The following is a 19,215-nucleotide window of genomic DNA, read 5'->3' on the forward strand; positions in this document are numbered from 1 at the left end:
TCTATTTCTTGGAGATGGTTCGGCTGCGGCCGCGGAACTCGGCGATGAGTTCACCCTGAAGGGGAGTTCCGGCGATGTCTGCGGGGAGTTGGCCGGGGATGGTTTCCGTCGGAGCCCCGCCCGCGGGGGATGCCGTGGAGTCCGGCACGGCGCCGGGATCGGCGGCGTAGATCTGGACGTCGTACAGCCCGCTGCGCCCCGTGCTCGCGCGGCGGTTGGCGACGGCGGTCAGCACCTGGCCGCGGAAAGCCGGCTTCAGGAAGTTGATGTCGACGCCGGACGCGACGGTGATGGAATCGGCCGCGCCGGCTTGTGGGTCCGCCGGGTTGCAGGCAAGGGCGAAGGCCGTGTCACCGAAGGCGAAGATCATGCCGCCGTGCGCCATGCCGAAGCCGTTCAGCATTTCCTGCCGGAGCGTCATACGGATCGTGGCGTGCCCGTCGTCCAGTGCCAGCACTTCGATGCCCATCCATTCGGAGGCATAGTCGTCCTGCAGGATGGGATGGGTGTCACCGGAAATGCTCACTTCAGCCATGCGTCGTTGCCTCCAGCTTTATTTACCGAATGTTCATTAGGTAATCCCATTTAGGTGCCTTCTGTCAAGGGGAGAAAGTATGGTGGGACACAGGACCGGACCTGTCCGGCCGGATATCTGGCGGTAAAACAACGATCTGCGGCTCGTCGGTTTCACCACCAGCGGATGCACTGCACAGCAAAGGGCGAACTATGGCCATGGGAATTTATGTCAGCGCGACGACGCCGGGCTCCGGCAAGTCGCTGATCGCCTTGGGCCTGGCGGACATGCTCCACCGGCACGCGGACCGGATCGGCTTCTTCAAGCCGGTGGTGGCCGGCCACGATGCCGCCTCGGACCCCATGGTGGCCGTGATGAAGGCGCGCTTCGGCCTCGACGACGACCGCTGCCGCGGCGGGCTGACCTATGCCGAGGTCCGCGGGCTGCTGGCCGAGGGAAAGCGCGAGGAAATCGACTCCCGCTGCGTGGAGATCTTCGCCGACATCGCCAGGAACTGCGACGTCGTGATCGTTGAGGGGACCGACCTCACCGGCCAGGACGCCGCCGTCGAGTTCGACCTCAACGCCCGGCTGGCGAACAACCTGGCGGTGCCCGTCATCGCCGTCGTCGGGGCGAGGGGGCGGACCGTCGCGGAGGCCGCCGACGCCGTCGAGGTGGCCCGCAAGGAGCTCCTCGCCGAACGCTGCACGCTCCTGGCCATGATGGTCAACCGTGCCGACCCGGAGGACCTTGAGGGCATCGCCGCGGCCATCCGGCCCGGCGCGACGAACCGGCCGGTCTACGTTTTCCCGGAGCTGGAGGAGATCGCGCGGCCCACCACCGGGGAGGTGGCCGCGGCCCTCGGCCTGGGCCTGGTGGCCGGCCTGCCGGACCTGGAACGTGACGTGCGCTCCGTCAGGGTGGCCGCCATGAGCGTCGCCAACTTCCTGCGCGTGCTCGACGACGGCGCGCTCGTGATAGTCCCCGGTGACCGTGCGGACGTGCTGGTCGCCTGCCTGGCCTCATCATGGTCGCCGGAGTTCCCGGTGCCCTCGGCGCTGATCCTCACCGGCGGCCTCGCCCCCGAAGCCAACATCTATTCGCTGCTGGCCCAGGCACCCTTCCCGGTCTTCACGTCCCCGGACGACACCTACGTCACGGCCAAGCGCGTCTCCGAGGTACGCAGCGAGATCTGGTCCGGGCACCGGCGGAAGGTGGCCTCGGCCCTGGGCCTGTGGTCCAAGCGGGTGGACGAGGCGGAGCTGCTGGAACGGCTGCACCTGCCGCTGCCGGAACGGATGACGCCGCTGCGCTTCCTGCATGACCTGATCGAGCGGGCCCGCTCGCAGCGCCGGCACATCGTGCTCCCGGAGGGCAAGGACATCCGGATCCTGCGGGCCGCGGAAATCCTGCACCGCCGCGACGTCTGCGAGCTCACGCTGCTGGGCCGCGAGGCCGACGTCCGCGAGGCCGCGTCCACCCAGGGGATCGACCTGTCCGGCATCAACATCGTGGACCCGGCCACCTCGGAGCTGCGCATGGGCTTCGCGCAGAAGTACGCGGAGCTGCGGGCGCACAAGGGGGTGGACCTGGCCAAGGCCCTCGAGGTGATGCAGGACGAGAGCTACTTCGGCACCATGATGGTCCAGCTCGGCGTCGTGGACGGAATGGTCTCCGGCGCCGCCCACACCACGGCCCACACGATCCGGCCGGCGCTGGAGTTCGTGAAGACCCGGCCGGGCGTCAAGATCGTTTCCTCCGTGTTCCTCATGCTGATGCCGGACCGGGTGCTGGTCTACGGCGATTGCGCAGTCAACCCCGAGCCCAACGTGGAGCAGCTGGCGGACATCGCCCTCGCCTCGGCCGAAACAGCGGTGCAGTTCGGCGTGGAGCCGCGGGTTGCGATGCTCTCCTACTCGACCGGCGGCTCCGGCTCCGGCGAGGCCGTGGACGCGGTCCGGCAGGCGACCGAGCTGGTGCGGGCCCGGCGCCCGGACCTCGCGGTGGAGGGCCCCATCCAGTACGACGCCGCCGTCGACGCCGCCATCGCCGAGTCCAAGATGCCCGGCTCGTCCGTGGCCGGGCAGGCGACGGTGTTCATCTTCCCCGACCTGAACACCGGCAACAACACCTACAAGGCGGTCCAGCAGTCCTCCGGCGCGGTCGCCGTCGGGCCCGTGCTGCAGGGCCTGCGCAAGCCCGTCAACGACCTCTCCCGGGGCTGCACGGTGGAGGACATCGTGAACACGGTGGCGATCACCGCCATCCAGGCGCAGACGACGCCGGCGTCGGAGTCGCTGGAAATTCAGGCTGTACCGGCCGCAGCGGCGGCGCGGGCCGCAGAAGCCAAGGCATAGGAGGCCCCATGCTCGTGCTCGTGATCAATTCCGGTTCATCCTCGCTCAAGTACCAGGTCCGCGACGTCGCGGCCGGAAACGTGCTCACCGGGGGGCTGATCGAGAAGATCGGCACCGGGGGAGGGCCCGCAGACCATGCCGAGGCGCTGGAGCTGGTGGCCGCCGCCATCCACGAGGTGCTGGGGGCGCGGAAGCTCGACGCCGTCGGACACCGGGTGGTGCACGGCGGCGAGCGCTTCGGCGAGCCGATCCTGGTGGACTTCGAGATCACCCGCGCCATCGAGCAGCTCAGCCCGCTCGCGCCGCTGCACAACCCGGCACACGTGCTGGGCATCCGGGCGATCCTCAAGAAGTGGCCGGAGCTGCCGCAGGTGGCCGTGTTCGACACCGCCTTCCACCGCACCATGCCCGAGCGTGCCTGGCGGTACGCCGTCCCGCACGAGCTGTACGCGCGCCACGGGATCCGCCGCTACGGCTTCCACGGCACCTCGCACGAGTACGTGGCGCACCGCACGGCGGCGCTGCTGGATCTGCCGCTGGAGGAGTTCGACGGCGTGATCGCCCACCTGGGCAACGGCGCCTCCGTCACGGCCATCCAGGGCGGCAGGTCCGTGGACACCTCCATGGGCTTCACCCCCCTGGAGGGCCTGGTGATGGGGACCCGCTCGGGGGACCTGGATCCGTCCATCCTGGTGTTCCTGGGCCGGGCGGGCTGGTCGACGGACCGGCTGGATGACATGCTCAACCGCAAATCCGGGCTCAAGGCCCTGGCCGGCAACAATGACATGCGCTCCGTGGTGGAAGCCGCCGAGGCCGGGAACGAACGGGCCGCGATGGCGCTGGATGTGGCCTCCTACCGGCTGGCCAAATACATCGGCGGCTATCACGTGGCCGTCAACGGGGCGAAGGCCATCGCGTTCACGGGCGGCATCGGCGAGAACTCCCAGGCCTTCCGCGCCCTCGTGGTGGACCGGCTGGGCGCCCTGGGCGTCGGGCTCGACGCCCGTCTGAACCGCGTGCGGTCTTCGGAGCCGCGGGTGATTTCCACCGCGGATTCGGCCATCCCCGTCCTGGTGGTGCCCACCGACGAGGAGCGCGCCATCGCGGAGGCCACCGCCGACGTCGTCAGCCGTTCAGCGGTCAATCGTTCAGCGGTCAATCGGTCAGCGGTTGCGCCGTAGCGGCCCCAACTAGCTCGCAGTTGTTGTCGTTTTGAGCGCCCAGAACGGCCCCAACTGCGAGTCAGTTGGGCCAAGGGTAGCGTTGGGGGCATGACGGAACCCACGCCCCTCCCTCCGCTGCCCATCCGCACGGACCGGCTTGTGCTGCGCCGTTTCGAGGCCGGGGACCTGGCCGCCTACCACGCGTACCAATCCCTGCCGGAGACTGCCCGGTTCCTGCCCGGGGAGGCGAAGAGCTACACGCAGTCCATGGCGATGGTGGGCCGCTACGCCAACTTCGCCTTCGACAAGGAGGGCGACTGGATCTGCCTGGCCATCGAGGCCGCGGACGCACCCGGGCTGCTCGGCGAAGTGGTGCTGAAGTGGCTGCCGGGCCGCGGGCAGGCCGAGATCGGCTGGAGCCTCGCCCCGGCAGCCCGCGGAAAGGGCATCGCGGCTGAGGCCGCCGGAGTCATGTTGAAGCTGGGCTTCGAGGAACTCGGCTTCCACCGGATCGACGCCAAGCTGGACGCGCTGAACACGGCCTCCGCCGCGCTGTGTGAACGCCTCGGCATGCGGCTGGAGTCAACGCAGGTGGACAAGTGGCACTACAAGGGACGGTGGGCCACGGAAGTCGTCTACGCCCTCCTTGCCGAGGAATGGAAGTCCCGGCAGCCCGTTTAGGACTCAGCGGTTCGCCAAAGATGGCCGCCATGGGAGGTTCCATAGCGGCCATCTTTGGCAAACGGTGCCCGCAATCCGGCGCCCGGCTGGCCAAACACCCTTGCGTTGTCGGGGAGACCGCGACACTGATATGCAAAAGCTATTCAATGAGCCCGAAATAGGTATTTCCCATCGGGCAATGGGGACCCTACCGTTGAAACAACACCATTTTGTGATGTTCAACACACCGTAAGCAGCTTGTGTAGGACACCATCCGCTACTCGGACCGGCGCCTGGCGGATTACGCCCTCGACGGCCAGGTCGCCGCGGACGTCATGAGCAACGACGACGTCGGCCGGATCCTCAAACGCAACTAACCCACCACCATCTGCCCGTGCCGCCTTATTTGGGGAAGCCGGTCCGGGCCCCTCTGAAGGACGCATCATGACGGCAGCCAGCCACAACGACCTCCCAGACCACGCCACATCGCCATCACCGGAGGGCCGCTTGACAGTGCTGGTCCATACGGCATGGGCCGGGTGGTACTACGAAGAGCCCGCGCTGGAAGGTGCGGTCTCCGCCGCCTAGGGGAAACAAGCACGGCCGGATCGGCGAGGATTGCCGTCAGGGCGCCCCGCGCAGCCACTTCATCGAAACGCGGCCCCGCGCAGCCACTTCACGGAGCCGGGATGGCCTGCTGGGCCACCCAGGCGGCAATTTGGGCCCGTGACCCGAAGCCCAGTTTGCCCAGGATATTTTCGACGTGACCATCCACTGTCCGGGGCGAGATCACCAAAGTCTGGGCTATGGAGCGGTTGCTGAGCCCCTCGGCCACGAGCCGCGCTATCTCACGTTCCCGGGGCGTCAGCGGCGACTTCGCCGCGCTGGCGCCGCCCACAGCAGACACAGGCGGAACCGGAGACGTGACGCCGAGTGCCATCGCGATGGCCTCCTCCTTGGTGAGTCGCGGCTGCTTGGCCGACAACTCCGCCATCCGCCGGGGGCTCAGGTGATTCAGAACGGTCTCGGCGGATTGCGCCGAGTCGGCCTTCAGATGCGGCCCGAAGGCGTCGATTGTGGTTCCGAGGCCTTTCCATACGGAGGTGGCCGCATTGGCCAGTTCCGCGGCAGTTTCGAACCGGGACTCGGAGGCCGCGATCCATGACAGCAGTTCGATGGTCAGGGCCGCGCAAATGGCGTCTTTGAATTCCTGCTGGATTTCGAGGGCTGCCATTGCTGCCTGCCTGGCTTGGGCGTTGTCGCCCAAGCGCCAGTGGCACAGCGCCGAGACCCACAGCGAAAAGGCATGGGTCCAGCGTTCACCATGCCGGCTGCTGAGCTCCAGGGACTCCCGGCAGGTGCTGAGCGCCAGGTTGACGTCACCGTTGCAGCTCTGTGCAAGGGCCAACTGAAAGAGCGCCGTGAGGGCGGAAGCGGTGTCTCCGGCTTTCTTGTGGGCGGCGATCGCGGACTCATACAGGGTGATCGCCTCGCTGAGATTGCCGCTGAAGAACTGGTGCAGGCCGCGCCAGTGCGAGGCGTGGGCCGCCAGCAGGGGGTCGTTGAGCACATTGGCGGTCTCCTGGCATTCGTCAAGGTACCGGGCGGCAGCCTCCCGGTCGCCCTGGATCAGCGACACCCAGGCAGCCACCCACAGGGCGTCCCCCCGCTCGCGGCTGGGTTCGCCGGGCTGTTCAAGGATGCGGTCCAGCCGACGGCGTCCGGCGCTGAGGAAGCCTCCGGAAATCCAGTGGTAGCGCAGCAGGGAAGCCAGTTCGGCCGCCGCGCGCAGCTCCCCGGGGGTGTGAAGGGACCACTCCAGGGCGGAGACCAGGTTGGAATGGTCGTTCTTCATCGCGGTGAGGGCCTCGGTTTGACCCGGGCCGCACCAGTTGGCGACCATGTCCGCGGCCCGCCGGAGATAGTGGTCGCGCTGCCGGCGCTTGAGCGTGGCGTATCCGTCGTCGTGTGCGGACAACAGCTCGGCCCCATACTCACGCATGGTCATCAGCTGCCGGTACCGGACCTGCTCCCCGGAGCGTTCGGTGAAGATGACAGACTTCGCCACCAGCCGGTCCATCAGGTCGATGATCTGCAGGGGGTCCAGGCCCCCGAAGCCGCAGACATTCTCGGCGCTTTCGAGGTCCAAGGTTCCGGGAAACACGGAGAGCCGTGCCCAGAGCAGCTGCTCGGCGGGCGTGCAGAGTTCGCAGCTCCAGTCGATGAGCGCGCGCAGGGTCTGCTGCCGGGGCAGCCCGGTGCGGTCGCCGCCCGTGAGCAGCTGGAACCGTCTTTCCAGGCGTTCCACGATCTGTGTCACGGACAGGGAGCGCAGCCTGACCGCCGCCAGTTCAATGGCCAGCGGTATCCCGTCGAGGCTGTTGCACAGCTGCACAACGGCCTCGCTGTTTTCTGCCGTGACCGCGAAATCAGGGACGATGCTCCGCGCCCGGTCAATGAGCAGGCTCACCGCCTCAAACTGGCCCAGGCTCTCTGCGGTGTGGGGCTCAAGCGGGGACGGGGTCGCCAGCGGAGGGATCAGGCAGCTGCGCTCGCCGGCGATTCCGAGTGGTTCCCTGCTGGTGGCGAGGATCCGTAGCCCGGGGGCCTCCTGAAGTAGTTCCGCAGCCAGCACTGCCACGGCCTGAAGCAGATGCTCGCAGTTGTCCAGGACAACCAGGATTTGCCGCTCGCGGAGATAGTCCACCAGTTTTTCCATCGCCGGACGGGTCGACTGATCGGGCACGGAAAGCGCCGACAGCACGGCCGACGGCAGGCTGATTTCTTCCTCCAGGCTGGCCAGCTCAACGACCCAAACGCCGTCGCGGAACGCCTTGCGGGACCGGTCGGCCAGTTCCAGGGACAGTCGGGTTTTTCCCACTCCGCCGGGGCCGGTCAGCGTGACGAGCCGGGACTCGGCCATCCGCGTCTTCGCCTCGGAAAGCTCCCGTCGCCTGCCCACGAAGCTCGTCATGGCCGACGCGCCGCCGGCGCCGCGTCTCATCAAGCCCTTAGTCATTCAACAGCATCCACTTCATCAGTCGGCCCGTCATGACAGTGCCGGAAAAACGCGGCTGTGCGTGACACAAAACACAATACAGGTAGCTAAGGGGGTGATCTCCCCCATGTCCTGTCCCGCACCCCGGACCATGCTGAATCAGCACCAGAAACCAGATTCCAGCAAGTTACAGCAGGAGCACTCCATGGCGGATTCAATGAAGAATCAAACAAAAACCGACGGAACCACTGCCGGTCAGACCGGGGACCTCGTCCTTGACGTCCTCATTGTCGGCGCAGGTTTCGCCGGCCTCTATGCGCTGCACAAGGTACGTGACCAAATGGGCCTGAGTGCCCGCGCATTCGATGTCGCTTCCGACGTCGGCGGCACCTGGTACTGGAACCGCTACCCGGGCGCACGCTGTGACATCGAAAGCATCCACTACTCATATTCCTTCTCCGACGAGCTGCAGCAGGAATGGGAGTGGAGCGAAAAGTTCGCCGCCCAGCCTGAAATCCTGCGCTACCTGAACCATGTCTCGGACCGGTTCGACCTCCGCAAGGACATCCAGTTCAACACCCGCATCACCTCCATGGTGTGGGACGGCCAGGCGTCGCAGTGGAACGTGGGCTTCGCCGACGGCAGCACCGTCAAGGCCTCGTTCATCATCTCGGGGGCCGGCAACTTGTCCGTGCCGAAGGAGCCTGATTTCCCCGGCGTCGAAGACTTCAAGGGCGAGGTCTACCTGACCGGCAACTGGCCGCACGGGACCGTGGACTTCACGGGCAAACGGGTCGGCATCATCGGAACCGGCTCCACCGGCATCCAGGCGATCTCCGAGATCGCGAAGGACGCCGCGCAGCTCACCGTTTTCCAGCGCACGCCGAACTACGCCACCCCCATCGGCAACGGCCCGGCCGTTCCGGCGGAGGTCAGCGACGTCAAGGCCAACTACAGGTCTATCCGCGACGCCTGCCGCAACCACTTCCTCGGCGTTCCCTACACCGATGTCCAGCCCTCCGCCCTGGCGGTGTCCACCGAGGAGCGGCGCCAGACCTTCGACAACCGCTGGGACCGCGGCGGATTCCGGCTCTTTATCGACAGCTACCAGGACATCCTGGTCAACAAGGACGCCAACGACACGATCTCGGAGTACATCCGTGAGCGGATCCACGGGCGGGTCAAGGACCCGGCCGTCGCCGAACTCCTGGCGCCGAAGGGCTACGCCTACGGCACCAAGCGGCCCCCGCTGGAGACGAACTACTACGAGGTCTACAACCAGGACAACGTCACCCTGGTGGATGTACGGACGGCGCCGATCGCCCGGATCACCGGGACGGGCGTCGTCACCGCCAGCGGCGAGTTCGAGTTCGACGTGCTCATCCTGGCCACGGGCTTCGACGCCATGACCGGCCCGCTGCTGGCCATGGGAATTGTCGGCCGCAACGGGCTGCGGCTCGAGGACAAGTGGGCCGACGGCCCGCACACCTACCTGGGCATCGCCGTCAACGCCTTCCCGAACCTGTTCCTCATCACCGGCCCGCAGAGCCCGTCCGTCCTCTACAACATGCCGCTGGCCATTGAGGATCACGTGGACTTCGCCACGGATGCGATCAGCTACGTGCGTGAAAACGGCCTCCACACCATTGAGCCGGAGCAGGAAGCCGAGGAGAAGTGGGTGGCCCACGCCAACGAGCTGGCCCAGGCGACGCTGCTGCCCGGAACGGACTCCTGGTACATGGGAGCCAACATCCCCGGCAAGCCTCGCAAATGCCTGGTTTACCTCGGCGGCGCGCCCGCTTACCGCAAGATCTGCGCCGACGTCGTGGAGGGCGGCTACGAGGGGTTCGTGCTGGAGACAGCCCCGTCCCTTCTCGAAGTGTCCTGACACCCGCCCCAGCCACGTTCTTTCCCAAGGAGATTCCCATGCCCGTAGACGCAGCAGCCCAAGGAATTATTGACGCCCTCAGCGGTTCCACGCCGTTCGAGAAGATGACGGTGGACGAGGCACGCGCCGCCGTCGCATCGTTCGCGGGGCTCCAGAAGCCCCACCGTGAGGTGTCCAAGGTCGTCGACGCCGAATACCCCGGCCCTGCCGGCCCCCAGAAGGTCCGGATCTACATCCCGGAGTCCGGGAAGCCAGGATCCGACAAGCCGCTGCCCGTCGTCGTGTATTTCCACGGTGGCGGCTTCATCGCCGGGGACCTGGCGGTCGCCGAAGAGCCCAACCGTGCGCTGGCCATTGACGCCGGCGTGATCGTGGTAGCGGCCAGTTACCGGCTCGCCCCGGAACACCCGTTCCCGGCCGCCACCGATGACACCTTCGCCGCCCTGCAGTGGGTCGCCGACAGCATCGGCGAATACGGCGGCGACGCGTCCCGGATCGCCGTGATGGGGGACAGCGCCGGCGGTAACCTCGCCGCCGTCGCGGCACAGCGCTGGCGTGATGAAGGCCGGCCCGCGCTCAGCGCCCAGGTCCTCGTCTACCCGGTCATCGACTCCACCGCCGAGCTTGCCTCACGTGCCGATTTCAAGGACGGCTTCGTGATCAGCGCCGCCGACCTGGACGCCTTCTGGGCCCACTACCTGCCGGGCCCGGAGGACGCGGAGAATCCCCGCGCCACCCCGTCCCGCGCAGCCTCGCTGGCGGGGCTCGCACCGGCCCTGGTCATCAGCACCGAATTCGAGGTGGCCCGGGACGAGGCCGAAGCCTACGCGGCCCAGCTCGCGGCGGCGGCCGTCCCCACGGAAACGCTCCGCGTGGACGGCCTGATCCACGGGACGTACTGGATGTCCGGCGCCGTTCCGCGCAGCAACGAGATCCACGAAGCGGTCGTGAAGTTCCTCCGCCAGCGGTTCGCCGCGTGAGTATCGACCTCCCGGAAAGTGATCCGATGACCCCCACAGGCCCCGTCGACCCGCGCGAGCTCCGGAACGCCTTCGGCCAGTTCGCCACCGGTGTCACCGTGGTGACCTGCCGGTCCGGCGACGGCGTGCCCCATGGCGCCACGGTCAACGCCTTCACCGCAGTGTCCCTGGATCCGCCCCTGGCACAGGTGACCCTCACCCGCACCTCGCGGGCGGCCCAGTACCTCGACGGGGCCCCCTTCGCCATCAACATCCTGTCCCAGGACCAGTTGGACGTTGCCTGGCACTTCGCCGGCAAACCACTGCCTTACGAGCCGGCCTGGACGCTGGACGGAAACGTCCCGGTCCTGCTGGAAAACAAGGCAACCCTGGAGTGCACGCCCTGGGCGATCTACGACGGCGGCGATCACATCATCGTCATCGGCGAAGTCCAGAAGCTTGAGGTGACGAACCGCGAACCGCTGCTGTTCTTCGGCGGGAAATTCCGCGAAATCGGGCCCCTCTCAGGTTCCAGCCACTGGCAGCACTGTGGTGACTCCCTGGAGTCCGGGTGGTTCTCCGGAGCAGAGTCCTTCAAATCCCTTCTTCAAGCCTGACCTTTCACCAGCCTGACCTTTCACAGAGGAGCACCAATCATGACCGAAATTGTTGACCAGTCCGTTCCCGCCGCAGACTCGGCGCCCACGTCGTCGTCGGTTCCGTCGATGAGTGAGCGGACGACGCCGGCGAACCGGTTGATGCCGATGACCGGGGATGAGTACATCAAGTCCCTGCAGGACGACCGCGAGGTCTGGATTTACGGGGAGCGGGTCAAGGACGTCACGACCCACCCGGCGTTCCGGAACTCGATCCGGATGGCCGCCCGGCTGTACGACGCGATGCACAAGCCGGAGCTGCAGGACAAGCTGATGGTGCCCACGGACACCGGGTCCGGCGGCAAGACGATGTCCTTCTTCCGCACCCCGCACAGTGTCGAGGACCTCAAGAAGGACCGGACCGCGATCGAGACCTGGGCGCGGATGAGCTACGGCTGGCTGGGCCGCTCGCCCGACTACAAGGCCGCTTTCCTGGGCACCCTGGGCGGCATGCCGGACTTCTACGCGCCGTTCCAGGAGAACGCCAAGCGCTGGTACAAGGAGTCCCAGGAGAAGGTCCTGTACTGGAACCACGCGATCATCAACCCGCCGGTGGACCGCCACCTCCCGGCGGACCAGGTCGGAGACGTGTTCATGAAGGTCGAGAAGGAAACCGGCTCGGGCCTGATCGTCTCCGGCGCGAAAGTCGTCGCGACCGGCTCGGCGATCACCAACTACAACTTCATCGCGCACTACGGGCTGCCGATCAAGCGCAAGGAGTTCGCGCTGATCTGCACGGTGCCGATGGACGCGCCGGGTGTGAAGCTGATCAGCCGTGCCTCCTACGCCCACCAGGCCGCCGTGATGGGCACCCCGTTCGACTACCCGCTCTCGAGCCGGATGGACGAGAACGACTCCGTGTTCATCTTCGACAAGGTCCTGATCCCGTGGGAGAACGTCTTTGCCTACGGTGACGTGGAGAAGATCAACAACTTCTTCCCGCAGACCGGCTTCATCAACCGCTTCACCTTCCAGGGCGTGATCCGCCTCGCCACCAAGCTGGACTTCATCGCCGGGCTGCTGATGAAGGCCCTGGAAGTCGCCGGAACACAGGACTTCCGCGGCGTCCAGACCCGGGTGGGCGAGGTCCTCGGCTGGCGCAACATGTTCTACGCGCTGATCGACGGCATGACCCTGAACCCGGACCAGGGCCCCAACGGCACCGTGCTGCCCAAGCTCGACTACGGACTGGCCTACCGGATGTTCATGTCCATCGGCTACCCGCGGATCAAGGAGATCATCGAGCAGGACGTCGCGTCCGGCCTGATCTACCTGAACTCCTCAGCCCTGGACTTCAAGACCCCGGAGATCCGGCCGTACCTGGACAAGTACATCCGCGGCTCCGAAGGCGTCGAGGCCGTGGACCGGGTGAAGCTGATGAAGCTGCTCTGGGACTCGATCGGCACCGAGTTCGGCGGCCGGCACGAGCTCTACGAGCGGAACTACTCCGGCAACCACGAGAATGTGAAGGCCGAGATCCTCTTCGCCGCGCAGGCGCAGGGCACCACGGACTACATGAAGGGCTTCGCGGACGAGTGCATGGCCGAGTACGACCTGGACGGCTGGACCGTCCCGGACCTGATCAGCAACGACGACGTCAGCCTTTTCCTCAAGCGCAGCTGAGCCCCGGCGAAGCTCCCGCCCGAACCCACGAAACCCCGCCACTGAGCATGCTCAGTGGCGGGGTTTCGTGGATGCGGCAGGGCCCATCCGCCCGCGCCTACGCCCCCCGTTACTTCACCCCGGCCCCCGGCAGCAGCTCGGTCGCGCCCAGGGAATCGGCGACGAAGGCGTAGTCCCAGGCCCGTTCCTTCCACTGCACGTAGCGGCCGGAGGCGCCGCCGTGGCCGCCCTCCATCTCGATCTTCATCACGATCGGCTCGTGCCCGGTCGATACAGACCGCAGGGCCTGCACCCATTTGGCCGGCTCCACGTAGAGCACCCGCGTGTCATTAAACGATGTGACGGCCGCGATCTTCGGGTAGGCCACCGCGCGGACGTTCTCGTACGGCGTGTACGACTTCATGTATGCGTACACCTCCGGGTCCGTGATCGGGTTTCCCCATTCCTCCCACTCGAGCGCGGAGAGCGGCAGTTCGGGGTCCAGGATGGTGGTCAGGGCGTCCACGAACGGCACGGCGGCCACGATCGCCGCGTACTTTTCCGGGGCGAGGTTGGCGACGGCGCCCATCAGCAGTCCGCCCGCGGAACCGCCCATCGCGGCGATCCGCGACGGCGAAACCCACCCCGAGCCAGCCAGCCAGTCCGTGGCCGCGATGAAGTCGGTGAAGGTGTTCTTCTTTTGCAGCTTCTTGCCGTCGTCGTACCAGTGCCGGCCCAGCTCCCCGCCGCCGCGGATGTGGGCGATCACGAACACGATGCCGCGGTCCAGCAGGGAGAGCCGGGGGATGCCGAAGCCCGGATCCATGCTCATCTCGTAGGACCCGTAGCCGTAGACGAGTCCCGCCGCCGTGGAGTCCCGCGCAACGGAGGCGTGGCGCAGCACGGAGAGCGGGATCCGGGTGCCGTCCGCGGCCACCGCCCATTCGCGGGTGGCAACGTAATCCGCGGCGGAGTAGCCGCCCAGCACCGGCGACTCCTTGCGCAGCAACAGTTCACCGGCCGGCGAAGCAGCCGTGGGCAGCACGAAGTCGTACACCCGGGACGGCGTGAAGTAGGACGTGTAGCCGATCCGGATCACAGGGGCCTCGTAGTCGGAACCCCCGACGCCGGCCGTGTACAGCTCCTCGTCGAACGCCGGCTCCACGGGGGCGCCCTGCTCCGGCGTGCCCAGCCCGGCCAGCGCCAGGACCTGCACCCGCTCGATCGTGTCCTTGCGGACCGAGACCACAAGATGGGTGGAGGTGACGCCGGCGCCGTTGACGCGGACGTCATCGGAATGCGCGACGACGGTGGCCCAGTGCTGCTCGGCGATCGGCTTGGCCAGTTCGGCCGGATCCACGAGCGAGACCATGGAGTTGATCGCGTCCTTGTTGTGGGTCAGCAGGATCGCCTCGGCAGGTGTTCCGGAAGCGTCGGCCAAAAGGAACGGCTCGGCGTCGTACAGGATGCGTTCATCGCGGGAGATCACGGTGGACAGCCCGGCGTCGGGCGCGTCGAAGCGCAGCAGCCGGGTTTCGGAGAACTCGGAGCAGCCGATGCTCAGCACCAGGTGGCGCCGGTCCGCGGAGAGCTCGAAGCCCAGCCACATGGCGACGTCGTCCTCCTGGTAGATCACCTCGTCCTCGGTGACGGGCGTGCCCAGCACATGGGACTTCACCTGGTACGGGCGCCAGGCGTCGTCGACCACGGTGTAGAAGATCCGGGTGCCGTCGGGGGAGAAGGAGACGCCGTAGAAGACGTTCTCGATCACGTCCGGGAGCAGCTCGCTGCCCCCATCCGGTCCCCGGAGGTTCTTGAAGCGCAGCGTGAAGCGCTCGTCCCCGGCGTTGTCCACGGCGTAGGCGAAGAGGTTCCCGTCGATGGTCACGGCGGAGCCGCCGATGGCGAAGAACGGCTTGCCCTCAGCCTCGACGTTGCCGTCCAGCAGGATTTCCTCGCCGGGGATTTCGACGCCGACCTCGACGGCGGGGGGAGTCCAGTCCGCGACCCGGTCCCCGGTGTCCTGGGCCTTGACGCGGCAGTGGATGCCGTATTCCTTGCCCTCGACCGAGCGGGTGTAATACCACCAGCCGTCCTTGCGGTTGGGCACGGAGAGGTCGGTCTCCTGGGTGCGGCCCTTGATTTCCTGGAAGATCGCCTCGCGCAGCGGCTCCTGGTGGGCGGTCACCGCTTCCTGGTAAACGTTTTCGGCCTTCAGCAGTTCGACCACCTCCGGCGAGTCCTTGTCGCGGAGCCACTCGTAGTTGTCCTGGAACGAGTCGCCGTGGTGGGTGCGTACGGTGGGAACCTTCTTGGCGACGGGAGGCTGCGGGGAAGGCTGCGCTGGAGTCTGGGTCATGGACTCAATATATAAAGCTATTCCGCGGCGGGTGCCCCGCGTTCGCTACCGGCCTCTTCCCATATAGCAGGGCGGCGAGGGGTTCAACGGTCCTTGCGTTCATAACGTGGGCTTTCCCGATATGACGCCAAGTGTTGCGTGCGTCACATTTGCTCCCTAGGCTGGGACAGGCCGCAGCGTCGCGGCCAGGCATCAAAATGCACGAACAGGGGAAGCATTTGAACGACAAGCTCAGAGTTCTTGTCCGGCTTGACCTAGATTGCGGAGAGGCTGAAGTAGCAGCCCAAGGCCACGTGACGGCCCAGAGCCTCCAGGCCCTGTATGTGGTGGTGAAGCGCGCGAACCACCTGAGGGAAGGCCTCCGCCTCGTGGTGGATGTAAGCCACGCCCTGGTGGAACCGGCGGCCATGGAACAGCTGCAGGCCTGTTCGGAATCCCATCACCTGCCCGCCTCCATCGATCCGATGCAGTCGGAATGCCGGCTCCGCATCGTGGCTCCCGCCGAGGCCGACGCCGACGCCGGTGCCGGCACCCGGGCGGTTGCCCGGGCCCGCGCCCTGCGCCTGGCAGCGTAGGCCCGGCGGCGTAGGCCCGCGGCGTAGTCCTGGCGGCGTAGGCCCGCGGCGTAGTCCTGGCGGCGCCGTCCGGGGCTGCTTTGAGGCCCGGAACCGGCGATTCCGCGCCGGAATGCGGCGAGTCCGTGTCAAAGTGCCCCCGTTAGGCGGCCTTAGCCTCGGTCCCGGCCTCAGTTCCCGCTCTCCAGGCCGTTCGCGGCTACATAGTCCGCGAGCGTGCCCCCGGCCAGCGCGGCCGCAATGGAAGCGATCGCGGCGTTGTCCGGCAGCACAATGGACTGCCCGTCAGGGCTCGTACCGGTCCCGGCCGTGGGGAGGGTGAAGAACACGGCGTCCTCCGGGTGCAGGCCCCGGAGGCTGGAGCCGAGGTGACCCAGGGCGTCCGCGCTGAAGCCCTGGTCCACGCTCATGAACGGGAGCAGGGAGGCCGCCAGATTGCGGACGGTGCCCGGGCTGCTGAGCATGCCGGCTGCCAGGGCTTTGACGAGGACCGCGCGCAGGAACGCCTGCTGGTCGCGCACCCGCTGGTAGTCGCCGTCGGGAAACGCATAGCGCTCGCGGACGAAATCCAGCGCCGCGGCGCCGTCCAGCCGGTTTACGCCGGCGGGAAACGTGTGCCCGCCCGGGAGCGTCGAGGTGAACGGAAGCTTAACGTCGACGTCGACCCCGCCGAGCGCGTCGGTCAGGCCGCTGAAGCCCTCGAAGTCCATCATCACGGTGTGGTCGATGTGCGCACCGAGCAGGGATTCCACGGTCTGCACCGTCAGCGGGATGCCCCCGAGTCCCAGCCCGGCGTTGATCTTGGACGGCCCGTAGCCGGGAATGTCCACCCAGAGGTCGCGCATGATGGAGATGCCGTAGATCCTCTTCCGGTCGGCGGGGACGTGGACCAGCATGATCGCGTCCGAGCGCTGGTCGGCCGGTGTGCCCGCGACGGCCTGGGCCTCCTGCTCGCGGGCATTGCCGCGGCTGTCGCTGCCCAACAGCAGGATGTTGAGGTCGACGGCGGGAGGTTCCGGCGTTTCGCTCGGCGTGGGCGTTGCGGTGGCCGCCGGAGCTGCTGTTTCTGCCGGCGGGGCGGTCTTGGGCTGCGGCCGGTTGAGGAGGTACACGGCGGCAACGACGGCGAGCACCAGCAGGCCCGCCACGACCGCCGACACCAGGATCAGCCGGCGGCGTCCGTCCCCGGGCGCCGGGGATGGCTGCTGTCCAGACGCGGGCGGGCCCGGCGGGTTTCCCATGAGCGGACGCTACCACCGCCGGATGGCGTGGCAAAGAGGCGCCTGGCCGCTGAGGCCGGGCACCGGCCACGCATAGGGCTGCCGCAATAGTCCAAGCGGGTTGCGGGGTGTGGTCCTTTGCTGGTGTTTTCGTGGCCCACACTTATCACGTGCGTACTTTTGGTGTTGAGGAAGAATTCCTGATCGTGGATCCCGACAACGGCAGCCCCCTGCCCCTGGCCGCAGAACTGCTGCGCCTCCATGACCCCGGCCGCCCGAGGGTGAGCCATCGGTCACCCCTCCCGGTTCTGGCCGTCGAGCTGCAGCAGGAACAACTTGAAGTCATTACCCGCCCGCACAGCAGCCTGCGCGGCCTTGCCGCCGAGATAAGGGCCGGCCGCAACTATGCCGACGCCCTGGCCCGGAAGGCGGGTGGGCGGATCGCAGCCCTCGCCACGTCTCCGGTGCCGGTCGCACCGCGTCACACCCGCAACGACCGTTATGACGCGCTGCTGGAAAAGTTTGCCCTGACGGCCCGGGAGCAGCTGACCTGCGGATTCCATGTCCATGTTTCGGTGGGCTCGGATGAGGAAGGAGTCGCGGTCCTGGACCGGATCAGGCCCTGGCTGCCGACGCTTACAGCCTTGAGCTCGAATTCACCGTTCTGGAACGGCGCGGAGAGCGGCTACGCCAGTTTCCGCACCCAGGCCTGGAACCGGTGGTCCTCCGCCGGGCCGACGGAGGTCTTCGGATCGGCACGGGCATACCATTCATTGGTGGAGGACCTTTCGGCCACCGGGGTCGTCACCAGCCCGGATTTTGATGCGCGCCTGTCCGCCCGGCACCCCACCGTGGAGGTCCGGGTATCCGATGTTTGCCTGGATGCCCGGGACGCCGCCCTGATTGCCGCGTTGGTGCGGGCTTTGGTGGAGACTGCCGCCCGGGAGTGGGAAGCCGGACGGTCGCCGGACATGGTTCCCGCCGCCGTCCTGCGTCAGGGTGCCTGGCGGGCCAGCAGGTTCGGCGTGGCCGGGGACCTGCTCCATCCGGTAACGCACAGGCCGGACACCGCACGAAATGTCCTCAACGCACTCCAGGACCATATCGGCGACGCCCTGGATGAGACCGGGGACGCAGCCTCCGCCGCGGAATCCCTGCAACGGATCCTCCGCCACGGCACGGGTGCCACCCGGCAGCGGCAAGCCTTCGAACGAACCGGCAGACTTTCCGACGTCGTTGCCCACGCCACCGCCCTTACCCATCAGGAACCCGCCGATTTTGACCCGCTCGGGGAACGGCTCCTCACCCGGGACGCAGAAACCGCCATCCCAAGCGGCGATTTAGTGGCCATCTCCGGCTGACGCCCGCACCTGTCGCCCCTTGAAATGACGATACGGGCGACATTCCAGGGGGCCCGCCCTTGGCGGTGGGGACGAACGAGTGGCAGATCCAGCCGGGGGATTGTCAGCTGTGGACGCGGGCGAACCGCAGGATGGTCAGGATGGCCGGTGAGAGCTCGTCCTCCATCTGCCGGTACGCGTCTTCGCCGCGGCGGTAGGGATCGACGACGTCGTTGTCGGCAGCATCCGGGGCCAGCGCCAGGTGCCGGACGGAGGCAGCCCGGGCCGGCAGTCCGCGCCACAGGGCAGCCAGATCGGCCGCCGGCGAAGGATCGCCGTCCCGGCCGCCGTCCCTCTCTTCCAGGACCTCCAGCATCCGGGCAAACTCGCGGATGGTGAAGGTCCGCTTCAACAGGGAAGGATCCAGCTGCAGGACTTCGCCACGGTGTCTGGCGGCCATGGTGAGGACCAGATCGGCGTCGCGCAGGATCGCCGGAGTCAGCTGGCGTGCCGCGAAGCCTTCGGGTGTTCCGCCGTAGGTGCTGATGATTCCTGCTGAGAGTGGCTGGACCGGGTCGCCCACCATGGCCCGGGTTCCGGCGCTGCGCACGCGGAAGGCGCCCGGCTTCACCTGGTCCAGCCCGGCCTGGAGCAGGCGCTCGGCTACGGGGGAGCGGCAGATGTTCCCCGTGCAGACGGTGAGGATCCGGATGGGTAACAACGAGGGGTCGTTGCTCGTTTCCGTTCCCGGGGCTCTTGGCGGCGGCATAGTCTTCGAGTCTATCCGCGCTGGGCGCTGCCATGACATCCGCCGCGGCGGTCCGCAGCACCCGTGGCCCGCGGCACCCGCAGCCCGGCACCCCGGTGCTTGACGCATCTCCCGCCTTCCGCATATCCTGAACGAACGGTCGGTAATTATTTATC

Annotated in this window: 15 protein-coding genes; 10 read left to right on the top strand and 5 right to left on the bottom strand. The window is 67.3% G+C overall.

Features of this window, described 5'->3' with window-relative positions; translation table 11 throughout:
• Position 1 precedes the first annotated feature (1 nt).
• Positions 2–535 (bottom strand): hotdog fold thioesterase, encoded by a 534-nt coding sequence (locus tag E5206_RS05980; protein WP_136321694.1) that lies wholly within the window; start codon positions 533–535, stop codon positions 2–4.
• A 191-nt stretch (positions 536–726) separates the two neighbouring features.
• Between E5206_RS05980 and pta the strand changes: the two genes are divergently transcribed.
• The 4 genes from pta to E5206_RS19190 all read left to right on the top strand — a co-directional run bounded on the left by pta (position 727) and on the right by E5206_RS19190 (position 5,282).
• Positions 727–2,871, top strand: a complete 2,145-nt coding sequence (gene pta, locus E5206_RS05985) for a phosphate acetyltransferase (RefSeq protein ID WP_136321695.1) — start codon at positions 727–729, stop codon at positions 2,869–2,871.
• A gap of 8 nt (positions 2,872–2,879) precedes the next feature.
• The gene (locus E5206_RS05990) at positions 2,880–4,052 is read left to right on the top strand and encodes an acetate kinase (protein ID WP_136321696.1); all 1,173 of its coding nucleotides are present in this window, start codon (positions 2,880–2,882) and stop codon (positions 4,050–4,052) included.
• A gap of 90 nt (positions 4,053–4,142) precedes the next feature.
• Positions 4,143–4,715 (top strand): GNAT family protein, encoded by a 573-nt coding sequence (locus E5206_RS05995; RefSeq protein ID WP_136321697.1) that lies wholly within the window; start codon positions 4,143–4,145, stop codon positions 4,713–4,715.
• Between the two features lie 423 nt (positions 4,716–5,138).
• The gene (locus E5206_RS19190) at positions 5,139–5,282 is read left to right on the top strand and encodes a hypothetical protein (RefSeq protein WP_168709271.1); all 144 of its coding nucleotides are present in this window, start codon (positions 5,139–5,141) and stop codon (positions 5,280–5,282) included.
• 88 nt (positions 5,283–5,370) lie between these two features.
• Here the strand turns inward: E5206_RS19190 and E5206_RS06000 are convergent, their stop codons facing one another.
• Positions 5,371–7,713 carry a LuxR C-terminal-related transcriptional regulator gene (locus tag E5206_RS06000; RefSeq protein WP_205760016.1) on the bottom strand — a complete coding sequence of 781 codons (2,343 nt, stop codon included), beginning with the start codon at positions 7,711–7,713 and terminating at the stop codon, positions 5,371–5,373.
• Positions 7,714–7,909: 196 nt separating this feature from the next.
• On the opposite strand from E5206_RS06000, the gene E5206_RS06005 reads away from it, so the two are divergent.
• From E5206_RS06005 to E5206_RS06020, 4 genes are read left to right on the top strand one after another with little or no spacing between them, the layout of a single operon-like run.
• Positions 7,910–9,580: an NAD(P)/FAD-dependent oxidoreductase gene (locus E5206_RS06005; protein WP_136321698.1), complete on the top strand. Its 1,671-nt coding sequence runs from the start codon at positions 7,910–7,912 to the stop codon at positions 9,578–9,580.
• A gap of 38 nt (positions 9,581–9,618) precedes the next feature.
• Positions 9,619–10,560, top strand: coding sequence for an alpha/beta hydrolase (locus tag E5206_RS06010; RefSeq protein ID WP_136321699.1), 942 nt, complete (start codon positions 9,619–9,621; stop codon positions 10,558–10,560).
• 26 nt (positions 10,561–10,586) lie between these two features.
• Positions 10,587–11,156 carry a flavin reductase family protein gene (locus E5206_RS06015; protein ID WP_136321700.1) on the top strand — a complete coding sequence of 190 codons (570 nt, stop codon included), beginning with the start codon at positions 10,587–10,589 and terminating at the stop codon, positions 11,154–11,156.
• A gap of 39 nt (positions 11,157–11,195) precedes the next feature.
• A complete protein-coding gene (locus E5206_RS06020; protein WP_136321701.1) occupies positions 11,196–12,818 on the top strand; it encodes a 4-hydroxyphenylacetate 3-hydroxylase N-terminal domain-containing protein in 1,623 nt (540 codons plus the stop codon).
• Between the two features lie 109 nt (positions 12,819–12,927).
• Here the strand turns inward: E5206_RS06020 and E5206_RS06025 are convergent, their stop codons facing one another.
• The gene (locus E5206_RS06025) at positions 12,928–15,156 is read right to left on the bottom strand and encodes a S9 family peptidase (RefSeq protein ID WP_136321702.1); all 2,229 of its coding nucleotides are present in this window, start codon (positions 15,154–15,156) and stop codon (positions 12,928–12,930) included.
• A 293-nt stretch (positions 15,157–15,449) separates the two neighbouring features.
• Here E5206_RS06025 and E5206_RS06030 point away from each other — a divergent pair, with 293 nt between their 5' ends.
• The gene (locus E5206_RS06030) at positions 15,450–15,731 is read left to right on the top strand and encodes a hypothetical protein (RefSeq protein ID WP_346763466.1); all 282 of its coding nucleotides are present in this window, start codon (positions 15,450–15,452) and stop codon (positions 15,729–15,731) included.
• A 170-nt stretch (positions 15,732–15,901) separates the two neighbouring features.
• Here E5206_RS06030 and E5206_RS06035 read toward each other — a convergent pair whose 3' ends face one another.
• Positions 15,902–16,972 (bottom strand): LCP family protein, encoded by a 1,071-nt coding sequence (locus E5206_RS06035; protein ID WP_240689992.1) that lies wholly within the window; start codon positions 16,970–16,972, stop codon positions 15,902–15,904.
• Positions 16,973–17,121: 149 nt separating this feature from the next.
• Here E5206_RS06035 and E5206_RS06040 point away from each other — a divergent pair, with 149 nt between their 5' ends.
• Positions 17,122–18,312, top strand: coding sequence for a glutamate--cysteine ligase (locus E5206_RS06040; protein ID WP_136321703.1), 1,191 nt, complete (start codon positions 17,122–17,124; stop codon positions 18,310–18,312).
• Positions 18,313–18,415: 103 nt separating this feature from the next.
• Here E5206_RS06040 and E5206_RS06045 read toward each other — a convergent pair whose 3' ends face one another.
• Positions 18,416–19,060 (bottom strand): low molecular weight phosphatase family protein, encoded by a 645-nt coding sequence (locus tag E5206_RS06045; protein ID WP_136321704.1) that lies wholly within the window; start codon positions 19,058–19,060, stop codon positions 18,416–18,418.
• Positions 19,061–19,215 lie beyond the last annotated feature (155 nt).

It is taken from the genome of Arthrobacter sp. PAMC25564, from assembly GCF_004798705.1.
In the GTDB taxonomy this organism is placed as follows: Bacteria; Actinomycetota; Actinomycetes; order Actinomycetales; family Micrococcaceae; genus Arthrobacter.